The organism is Endozoicomonas sp. ALD068, assembly GCF_049310145.1.
Classification (GTDB): domain Bacteria; phylum Pseudomonadota; class Gammaproteobacteria; order Pseudomonadales; family Endozoicomonadaceae; genus Endozoicomonas_A.
The window spans coordinates 6339779-6351088 of sequence record NZ_JBLYNU010000004.1; the positions used below are offsets into that span (position 1 = coordinate 6339779).

Sequence of the window (11310 nt, forward strand, 5' to 3'; positions counted from 1 at the left end):
TATCCATGCATATCTCATGAGGCTATCGCATCTGCCATAGTTGCGGCTGCCTGTTTAAATGGAACTTACGATCAATCTGAAGGTCAAATTATTAAACAACTTCAATTTGGTTCTTCAGATTGCATTGGAGGAGATTGACTATGGATGGTCAGATTGATAGAGGTAGAAAAAAACACGCTCTGCATCCTGGCTCCCTTGATCATGGCGTGGCAGCCAAGATAGCAAGGCTGGATGTATCGTCAAAGCAAAAGAAGACTGTAAGAAGCTGCTCTGAAGTGAGGTCCAGACTAAAGAGATCATCATCTCCGGAAACCTTGCCTGACAGACTGAGAACCGTCTCTTCAATGGATTCCACGCTCCAAAAGGCGACTCATTCCTTCGATTTTCGTTTTGTCGCCAGTGATGATGAAGTTCGACAGCTCCTGATTGCCAGGACCTTTGATGAACATCAGGATGTTACTGTTATTTCCCACCCCGATGACCTCTCACAGGCTAACCTGGTGAGTCGGCTGAGCATTTCCGGCGATGGTCGTCATACTCTGCGCTCAGGCAAGCTGTTTGAAAGCTCACAGCCGCTGACTCTGGTGATGGATATCCGACATCTCAGCAGCGATGATCTACCTAAATTTAACGATCTGCTGGACCCGGATAACCCCTGCCTGTACGACAAAATCAATCGCAGGAAACGCCCCCTGGGCGGGCATGTTTCTCTGCTGGTCGTAGCAGATCCTGCCCAGCTGGCATCGATTGGCGAGCGTGATGACGCACCCGGCGCTGATTTCTGGCGGAGAATTAATCGACCGGGAAATACCTGGCAATTCGAGGCACAGACCGGCGATGACCCAGTAATGGATATCGACGAGGTTCCTCCGGTATTGACTGAACTCCCCTCTGCCGAAAGCGCCATGGATGACGACAATACCGTTTTGATTGACTGCCATTTGCACGCTCACTGGCGACAGTTACTGCTGGGCGGCCCCGGTGTGGATAAACAGGGGCGAATCCGGCACATACCCGGCAGGCTTGAGTTATTGAGAGCTGGACAACGGGTGATTCTGAAAGGGGCTAACTGGCAGGATCTGGCCTTTGAACAGATGATTCGACAGATGCTGGCGAAAAAGTGTTTTGAGAGCAATGGCAAGATCTGTCCGTTACCCGACGATGTTCAGTTTTACCGGATGCCGGTAAGGAATAACGAGCTTCACTCATTGTTCAAGAGTCTGTTCCACTCTCGTTTCAAAAAAGGTGACAAGAGAAAGAACGCATCAAGAAGCCCGATCATTATTAACCAGAGTAATATTACCCAATGGCTGAACCCCATTGCCATTGCCCCGGAAGGCTATGCAATACCTAACACCCGTCTGTTGAAACAGATTCGAGCGGGTGGTGTCGTCACTGTAACCTCCCCCCTCACGGAGGCACTCTGGTTTCGTTTGCTGGGTTCACTGCAGACGATTCGCGAGACGACCGGCGTCAAGCCTCAACTTCAGGTGGCTGATTCAAGACGTCAGCCGAAGGCATTGGGACTGGCAGAAAACAATGAACAACCAATCAGAAATCACGCCGCCTTTGATACCATAACTTACCAGCGACCTGTCCAGGCAAGTTATTGGATCAATAATCAGCCGGAAACCCCTCTGCTCATTCAGGTCAATGAACAGACCAGCTTCAGCCAGCTATTTGATAATATCCATATCACCTCGGAACAAAAGGCGCATTTTGGGCGACGTCAGAGTAAGTTGCAGATGGCATTAACCACTGGCAAGCCGGTGGTATTCAGAGGGCTGGAAAGTAATCCAACCCTGCAGCAGCTTCTGGAACCTCTTGCTGTCGACCAACCTCTGTTGGTCAATGGTCAATTACAGGCCTACCCAAAAGCTCATTTCACCCTGCTCTGGCCTGAGACTGCGAAAAGCCCCTCCTCAGTATGGAGTGCAATGATTGCCAAGGGTAAGCCGTGTCCTGAGGTCGACCCCTGGGATATCAATGCCCACAAGCACGATATCTGCCGGACTGAACTGCCAGAACAGGCGCTTAATGACCTTTACAAAGCGTTTGAAACCGTACCTGCTCACCTGTGTAACCCTCTGCCAGAAATAACCGAAGGGTTGTTGAATAACCTGATACTGGCTGCCCGAAGGGCAAAGCAGTTTGACCATGCCGCACAGCTTCTACCTCGCCACTGGCGCAAGGCCATCAATAGCGTCATCACCCATGGCACCCGGCAGCATCCGCCCGTGCGTGATTTCATGAAAGTGGCCTGTTGGCACTTGTTACCGGGTAAGATATTAGACACCCATAAAAATAAGATACTAGACACCCATAAAGTTCTAGAAATTCTAGACACCCATAAAAAAAATAAGATACTGGACACCCATAAAGTTCTTGAAGTTCTAGACACCCATAAAATTCCGAATGTGGATCAAACGGCCTCGGTAGACCCGGACAGGTTAAATAAGATACTGGACACCCATAAAAATCCGAATGCAAAGATACTAGACACCCATAATAAGAAGATACTAGACACCCGTAAAATTCCGAATGTGGATCAAACGGCCTCGGTAGACCCGGACAGGTTAAATGCCATCATCAATAGTGCCCTGCAATTGGATAGAGCGTTTGTGAAGCAAAACCTTTGGCAACTGGCCAGGGCATTTGACCCGGTAATATTTAAGGACACCGGGTTTCAGCTGTCCTATGAAAGTCCAATGCCAGGGTGGGCCCAAAAAAAAACTCTGGACAGGCTCTGTGCCATAATCGTGGCCCACAGGCCTGAAGCACAACGAGATACAATGGCGTATCAGCTGGAAATTGACCCGGCAACAGCGGAACCCTGTCAATCATTGACCATCTGGCCAAGCAGACAGATTAAACGTTTGCAAGATGCACTGGCTTCTGGCTGGCAGTTGGCCCTGCCACCGGGGCAGACCCGATCCGATACCCTTCATGCTCTGGCCACCGATTGTTTTCACAGGGCCAGAACAGCGAATTCTGAAGCAGAAGGCATTGAACGCATTGAACATCGACTGTCCGAATCACTGAAATGGACGGGCTCCGCTGACAGACCCTTATCAGCACTGGCCCGGGATCTTTATCACGGCAAGATCAATCAAAAGGATCGAGAAAGCCGTCGATTATCGCGACTCCATGACCGGCTTGCGGACTCTCCCGTTATCTTCCTGCAGGGGGAAACCGGCACCGGGAAAAGTTACTTTTCTGCCAAAGTGGCGAAAGCTTCAGGACAGGCTGCGGTGATTTCCCTTGGACCTTCTGACAGCGAACAGACCCTGATGAAACAATGGCGGTGGCAGGAATATGCCGATGGTGACCGTTCTATGGCACAGCAAAACCGGGCGCTGATGGAATGGGCCAGTATTAAACCCGACGAAAATGACAAATTCGTCACTCTGGTGCTGGATGAAGCCAACCTGGCTAAAACGGGATTACTGGCGTCATTGAATGGCTTATGGGAGCCGGAGCCCTGTATCTATGTAGGCGGTCAACCTGTTCCGGTCGGCACTAAACACCGGGTAATTCTCACCGGCAACCCGGATCATTACGCCGGACGCCAACTGGACCCGGCTCTGCAAGAAAAGCTGCCCAGAGCTTACTACCCTCGTCTGGATCAGGCTTTCCTTCGGGACTGCGTGGTGGAACCGGCTCTGGTCAATCAGTTACAACGGCATCTGCCGGAGCCTGAAATAAACGACATTGCACACAGTGCCACACAGAGCGTGATGGTGCTCTGGCAATATTATCAGGAGTTGTTGCCTGAGCATGAGTTTACCCCCAGGGATTTAACGGACATCTGCAGTTGGGTGGGTTGGTATCTGGATCGTGCGCTACCCACAGCTGCCCCTGTTACCTCTGAGCAAATCAACAGTCTGATCCAACAAGTTTTTCGGGATCTTCTGGGTCCCGAAATCAGCGAGGCCCATAAGGATGCCCAGTTAGCATTGGACATCTGGTTTGCTGCCCGTTTCGAACCGGACAACACACTGAGCGACAAAGTGCATAACCAGACCCTGCCGGATATTCACCAGGCCTTCATAAATTTCACCGAACAAACCCGACCTGAATTTGATACCTCCGGATCGGCAGTCCGCGAACTGGCAAAACGGCTTGGACAGGACTTAAGCCGCTGTCAGCAGGCTTATCATCTCAACAGAAAACACGACGGTCGTCAGGCGACTCTGATTGAAGGCCCGGCTGGACGGGGTAAGGATGCCACGCTGTACCTGATGATTGAAAGTGTCAAACAGCAGGCAGAAGCACGGCAGGAATCCATGCCGGAAGTCTTTTACCTGAATGCCTGTGATTGTTCCTGGGACAAACTGTGTGAAAAGATCCGGACGGCAAAAATTAAGGGCGGCATCGTGGTGATTTCGGAAATGAATCTGATCGATAGCCAGCATCTGGAAGGTGAGTTAAACGATATTCTGGCCGGTGATGCCCATCCGGGCTTCCACCTGTTTGCCACCACCAACCCGCCTGAGTACAGCGGGCGAAAACCGTTATCACCGGCGCTGAAAGGGCGTTTCAGACATTTGCCGATCTGCCAGTACAGCCCGGCAGAATTACAGACCATTGCCGGGAAAGTGTTGCCAGAAACCCGGGAAGGGAAAATCCTGGCTAAAAAGCTGACGCAGCTACATTGTCGCCTGAGGGCTTACCTGCAACGGAAAAACCTGCCGTTGCAGCCTACCAGTCTTGATTTACAGAATGTGGCCAGAGCCGTCATCCAGGGAGACGATGATACCGAAAAAGGCCTTCATCAATGTTTTAATCAGTATTACCGGCTTTACCTGATGGCCGCCAACATATCGCTGGAGGAGCTGCCCGAGTCATCGTCTCTTGCCATGGGTAGAAGAGAGTTTGCTCTTGAACTGAGCAAATGGTTCAACCAGGCACTGCCGGACATGAATCGCCCGTGGCTGTTACGACTCAGTAATCTCAACAGTCTTGATGAAAAATGCCATGAAATTCGTATTAATGCAGATCTGAATGACAAGGAAGCCAGAACGGAAATCATCAGGATGGTGGCTCAGGCCCGTTGGCAGGCATCCGGTCTTTCCCTGAATCCAGACGGGTCCGACGATATTCTCAACCAGGCACTGTACCGGCACTGGCAACAATGCTGGTTTGCCCGGGAATTTGACCAGGCAGGCGTGAATGCGAACAGTGTATTTCCCCTGACGGAAGATGAGGAACAAACGCTGAAATTACCGGCTTCCCAGCCTTATCTTCGCGATGCTGAGCAGCAGATCGAGTCATGGAACGCCAAGGCATCTCAGTTATGGCCTGCGTTTTGGCAGCAGATAAGAAGACTGCCGAACCCTGTTAACAAAGCGCTGGCTATCAGCGTTGATAAAGCGGCTGAAAAATACGACCCGGAACTCCACGAGAAAGAGTTTGAGGCATTAGACCAAATGACGAACTATCAGTATCAGGAGAAGCCACAAATTGATGATCATATCGTTTTTGATACCCGGGACTTTCCTTCCGAGACGTATCGTTGCTCGGCAAACGACATTTTTGTGTCTGCCAAGGGTGATATCACACCGATCGAGCTTAGTAATAAACACCCTATGGGGATCGAAATACTCACGCCGGACCCGTTACCAGAGCATAACCAGCCAGTGGTATTGGCCGACAATCAAACGCTGGCGACCTTGAACGTGACACCGGACAATGGTCAATATGCATTACCCAGCCTGACGCCTGACGACTATATCGTGGCACTGCGTATAGAGCCCGATTTGGCATTTACCCTGGTCAGGGACCAATATACCGGGCTTCACACACTCTCTGTTCCTGAGGCGAAAGCCAACCAGAGTATTCGAGTGACGTATATCGTAGAACCCCTGGAACCGGGCGAAAATACATCGGCTGAAGGATCCCGATCAGAACGATTTGACGCCTGCTGTTCAGAAGGTATGAAATCAGTACTGGACAAAGTGTTTGAGAATATTGACGAACAATCAGGCAAAGTACGGTTTCTTCTGCAGAAAATAAAAGACTCTAAAAACACAAAACGACGAATTAAGTTAATCACGCGTTATTGCCAGCAGTTCTCCGGTGATGCCATACCAGAGCGCAAGCAAAACTTCTTTGAATTTCTCGTAACAAAAAGGCATGGCAGCTGTCGTCATCGTGTGCCTGTTTTTATTGCTTTTTGTCGTTATTTCGGAATTCCCTCACGGCAAATGAATAGCAGTTTCCACAGTTTTGCTGAGTATTCCCTGGATGAAGGCCAAACCTGGAAGTCTGTGCATTTGGGCGGGTCGCCTGTTCTGAAAACAGAAATCCCATTTAATTCCGAGCCCACCGGGAAGGAAAATGATTCCGGCACTGAGTCAAAGATGAGTATGGATCTGCTGAGAAAGATTATGAACGAGGCAGATTTAGCACAACAACAAGCTCTGGCTGAAGCCTGTGACATAAGTCTTGAGGAACTGAACAAAGCCCTGCAGACAAACAGTGAATTGCCAGAAAAAAATCCAAGTACTTCCGAAATACTAAACAAACTCTGGAAGAAAAAAGATCTACCCGCTTTTGCTATGGGCGTTTCAATAATCAAGTCGCTGGAGACGGGGGCATTGGGATATTACGAGAAGGAATTTAAACCGATATCGGAGGCATTGAAAAAAATATTGTACAAAAGTGATGAAGATCGGATCACTGAACGACTCAAGTCGCTTCATTCAAAAATGATTATTCAGGACGGAGCATGCGTTCAACGGTGGTTGGGCTTAATAGTAGTGGCAACACTGGAAGGCAGTGACCTGAACAAACCTTCAGTTATTCATTTTGCTCGTGAAGTCCTGGAATCGGGTTGGCTTGATCCAGTGCCGAACTATAATAAATCTGTCGTAGGAGCCTTTAAACATCATCGGCTATTGCTGCGCCTGGAAAATGTCGATGAACTGAAGGTTAAAGCCAGCCATTGCCTGAAAAAGTTTTACAAGCAGTTATGGTCCAGAGAAAAAAATAGTCAGGTATGGCGTTTGGCTTATGAACGCTACCTGGAGATAGAAGATGATGACTTCCTCGTCACTCATTGCCATGATGGTTTTTCGCAGTACCTGGAAAATAAAATTGTCAGCTCATCTCTACAGTTCACCTGGACGAAAGACCCTGAGGGCATTCCAAATATAGAACGAATGCTGACGCAAGATCCCGCGTTTCTGAAACCAGACTCGGGCAAGGTCAATCACCGTCCGGTGATTATCATGGGACAGATTTTCCGGAACGATGAAGTGACTGGTAACAAAGTCGAAGCCCTGTTTCAAAAGATTGTTGAGAAGAGCCCGGAATTAAAGAATACATTACAAAAAATCAATACCCGTATGGCAATGAAAAAACAACGCTTCAATACTCTGAAGGCATTGAAAAAAATGAAGAAAAAGTTTCAAGATGATTTAAAGCATAAATGTGCGCAAGCGATTGAGGAGGCGTTCTGTCATTATCTGTATGGATTGACACACTCGAAAGGTGGTTACTTAACGTATTGTTGGGCCGAAACTTGCCTTGAGAATTCCGCAAACTCAGACTACTGCGGTGCTCATGAACCATCTTCACCGGATGAGCTGTATATGATGATGCAAGATTTTAATAGTTCTTCAGCATTTCAGAAATCTGTTAAGGATGCCTACCTGCGGCAGTCACTCAACGCTAATAACGCTTTGGTGCTCAAAGACGATGATATGGGCAAAATTTACCAAGAGTTTTTCAACACGGTGAATCTGGATTCGCTTTCTGACTCTCTGGTCTATGAAGGTGACCAGCCCGTCACCAACAAAGCATAGTTTCTTTCAGCGCACTCAAAATGGCGTCATTCAGTGACAGCAAGCAATGAATCATACCTTCGCAGTTCAGTGATTTTCACCGAATGGTCGCTGGAGGCAGTTACCACAAGGCGACTATCGATACTGAAGTTGGCCGATAAGACCCAGTCATTATGGTAAATGCAGGCTTTTTCTGACCATAACCCATCGGTGCCCAGACCAATGATTTTCGCTGTTCCGTCCCTGCTGGCAGTCACCACATGGCGGCCATCAGGACTAAAATTGGCTGATAAAACTCCGTCTTTATGGTAAATATTCACTTCTTCTCGTTCCCATGATCCATTCGCTGTCTGGCGATAGATTCTTGCTGTGTCATCTTCACTGGCCGTCACCAGATAACGGCCATCGGGGCTAAAGACGGCTGAGTGGACGAAGTCACCATGGCGAATGGTCTTTTTTGGTTCCCATGATCCATCGGCCTTTTGAGCAAAGATTTTCGCTGTGTTATCCCTTCCGGCAGTCACTAAATGACGGCCATCGGAGCTGAAGTTGGCTGATAAGACCCATCTATGACGTTCTGTGCTGGTTTTTTCTGAACGGGATCCATCGCCCTTGGGGCCACAGATTTCTGTCGTTTTATCGCCAGTGTCGGTCATACGAACGGCGGGGTTAAAGCTGACTAATTTGATCGGACCATTTGGGCGAACAGTAGTTTCCCTTTCCCATGATCCATCGTCCCTGAGGCCATAGACTTGCGCTGTTCCATCATTACTGGCAGTCAGCACATGGCTGCCGTTGGCGCTGAAGGTGGCTGAATAAACAAGGTCACTATGGGAAATAGTGCGAACTGTTTTCCATGACCCATCTTTCTTATAGCCATAAATTATCGCCCTGCCATCATTACTGGCGGTCACCACATAGGAACCATCGGGGCTGAAGCTGGCTGAATTGACCTTGCTGGTATGGCGAATGATGTCTATCAATTCCCATGATCCAGCAGCCGTTTTAACGTAGATTTTTGCGGTGCCATCGTCGCTGGCGGTGACCAGGTGGCGTCCATCGACACTGAGGCTGGCTGAGTTTACACAATTCGCTTCGTTAATAGTGGTTGTATCTAAAACAAATGTCTCACATTCAGACATCAGCCTGGACAGGGTGAAAAATAACAGAGCCGGCACATAAACCCTGTCCGTTTTGCGATCTGTGATTGACTTCACTAATGCCTGATCATTCGTGAACGACCTAAACCAATCACAAAGTTGGTCAACATTTTTTGTATTGATGGTTGTCCTTAGTTGATACTGCAATGGTGAAGGAAACCGGCGATACCATGCTTTTGCCAGAGCATTATCTTGATGGATACCATTGCGAAGGCGTTTACATACCCGTTTTAAAATGACAACATCCCGAAGTCGCAAACGGCTGAAAATCATGGGGCTTGATAAAATAGAAAAATATTGAAATGAAGGTCTGTTCTTTTTTTCTTGATCAGCAACAGCGACGGATCTAGCCGCACTGACACGAGATAATGCACGTTCCAGTTCGGCTTGCCCGGTTGGTGGCGGGTTAGGTTGTGCAATGCTGGTGTTATTATCTATTCCATGCATCCCTGAATTCTCCAGAATAGGTATTTATCTTCGATCAACAAGGAACATTCAATGTTGATGCTGAGCTATATGGAAAATTGGAGTCAGTTTTAAAATGAAAGTTCATAACATGTTGTTAAGTGCAACTAACAGAGTTTCTGTCTTTCAGCGCACTCAAAATGGCGTTACCCAGTGACAGCAAGCAATGAATGATTGCTTGGTAGTTCAGTGATTTTCACTGTGCATCACGCTAATCACCTGATTCTCTATAGAGGAAAAGTGAATTTCTTTATCAAGCAGTCAGGTGGCAGTTTGATAAAACGGAGATGCAGTACGCTATATATTGCGATAAGTAAAGTGACGCGCTATCTTTACTATACGAAAAATGTAAAGAAATAAACCTATGCCTAAACTCAGTGCCAAACGGCAAATCACTATCCCTGCCGGTCAGTGTGAAGAACTTGGCATCCAGCCAGGAGATGAAATCGACAGCTTTATCGTCGATGGTCGGATTACCTTGATCAAGAGGCATAAAGGGGCAGCAGAAGGGTTTCTGAAGCACGTCAAGACCAAGCAGGACATCTCAGACGACGATTCACTTCAGAGTGGTTTGTAGTGATAGTCATTGATAGCAATATCCTGCTCCGATACTTGCTGAACGATGATGAGAAGCAGTCAGCACAGGCCGCCCGGTTGATTCAGGGAGAAGAAAAGGTTCTGGTGACTGATGCTGCTCTGGTTGAGACAGTCTGGACGCTGAAGGGTAAAAAATACCAGCTTGCCAAACCTGAAATCATTGAGACCGTTTTGCAGCTTTTTCAGGAAACCAACCTCTACTTTGAGGAAGGCCAGGTTGTTTGGAAAGCCCTGAGTGACTTCAAGAACGCAAAGCCTGTAAAAGGCAAGGAAGCCGACTTTGCTGATGCACTTATTGTGTGCAAAGGTCGAAGCGTGATTGAGAAGCAGAAAGAGGTATTCAATGGCTCCTTCACTTTTGACAAAACTGCACAAAAACTACCTGGAGCCAAGGCTCCGAAGAATTAGAATCAGGGATTATCTACAGCTCGTCTTAGAGCTCGTCATTTAGTGTTGCAGGCCTGCACCATGGTTTATCTTCGCATAATCCACCTACGCACCTTTCAGAACCGCAGAAGGTGTCATCCGGGCATGGATCCCAGTATGTAAATGCTGAGCATTTGAAGGCGCCACAGCCATTACCATTACAATTGTGACAATGGGTGGTGACCGCATCGGAAGGACATGAATCCGGCAAAGCATTGAGTTCAATAAATGGTGAGCTGTGGTCTTGTGGTCTTTTTGCGCAGTTTATTCTTTCGTAACTGTGATCATAGACAGCTTTGACGAGATCCCGTTTTCCACATGTCGTACTACCATTGTCGTTTTGCTCATAACCAAAGGATATTTTACCTTCTTGTTTGTCGACATATGCACACATTGGTTCGTTAACCCTAGAACAGTTTTCAGGCGTTCTCATAACGTAATAATAATTTTTTGAGCCCGGGATAGTGACTTCTGTTGTATGGATATGCATGAAACCATCAATGGTATAGAAACCTGCGTCCAGCCAATCATAGTTTGTGAACTCTTCTTGCATAGAACCATTTGCATGATATCTGCAGACATGTGTGCTGGATTTTTCTGATGTTATCGTAGTGACATAACCAATATGCTCTTTACACTCTTCAGGTTTGCCGGGGTCGTTGGATAGGTTGTCAGCATTTTCAACATTGCTGACGAAACATAACAAAACTGTTGGCTTCAACTTGCTGATATCCTCAGGAAGCATGCTGGGTGGCCTTCGGTATTCGTGGATAGAATCATTCTTAGCCAGTGTCTGAAGAGAAAGAACAGAGACCAAAAACAGGGCTAATGACCCTGTTTTTTTCAGTGAGTTGAATAACATCAGACATTCACTC

Annotated in this window: 5 protein-coding genes; 3 read left to right on the forward strand and 2 right to left on the reverse strand. The window is 47.8% G+C overall.

Annotation, left to right across the window (positions count from 1 at the left end):
• The first annotated feature begins 140 nt into the window (after positions 1–140).
• Positions 141–7808 carry an AAA family ATPase gene (locus ACO6V5_RS23170; protein ID WP_422411007.1) on the forward strand — a complete coding sequence of 2556 codons (7668 nt, stop codon included), beginning with the start codon at positions 141–143 and terminating at the stop codon, positions 7806–7808.
• Between the two features lie 26 nt (positions 7809–7834).
• Here ACO6V5_RS23170 and ACO6V5_RS23175 read toward each other — a convergent pair whose 3' ends face one another.
• The gene (locus ACO6V5_RS23175) at positions 7835–9394 is read right to left on the reverse strand and encodes a WD40 repeat domain-containing protein (RefSeq protein ID WP_422411009.1); all 1560 of its coding nucleotides are present in this window, start codon (positions 9392–9394) and stop codon (positions 7835–7837) included.
• Between the two features lie 382 nt (positions 9395–9776).
• On the opposite strand from ACO6V5_RS23175, the gene ACO6V5_RS23180 reads away from it, so the two are divergent.
• Both ACO6V5_RS23180 and ACO6V5_RS23185 read left to right on the forward strand, forming a co-directional pair.
• Positions 9777–9989 carry an AbrB/MazE/SpoVT family DNA-binding domain-containing protein gene (locus ACO6V5_RS23180; RefSeq protein WP_422135386.1) on the forward strand — a complete coding sequence of 71 codons (213 nt, stop codon included), beginning with the start codon at positions 9777–9779 and terminating at the stop codon, positions 9987–9989.
• A complete protein-coding gene (locus ACO6V5_RS23185) occupies positions 9989–10417 on the forward strand; it encodes a PIN domain-containing protein (RefSeq protein ID WP_422411012.1) in 429 nt (142 codons plus the stop codon). Before ACO6V5_RS23180 ends, ACO6V5_RS23185 begins: the two co-directional genes overlap by 1 nt.
• Positions 10418–10442: 25 nt before the next feature.
• Here the strand turns inward: ACO6V5_RS23185 and ACO6V5_RS23190 are convergent, their stop codons facing one another.
• Entirely contained in the window at positions 10443–11297 is an 855-nt protein-coding gene (locus ACO6V5_RS23190; protein ID WP_422442469.1) for a hypothetical protein, read from the reverse strand.
• Positions 11298–11310 lie beyond the last annotated feature (13 nt).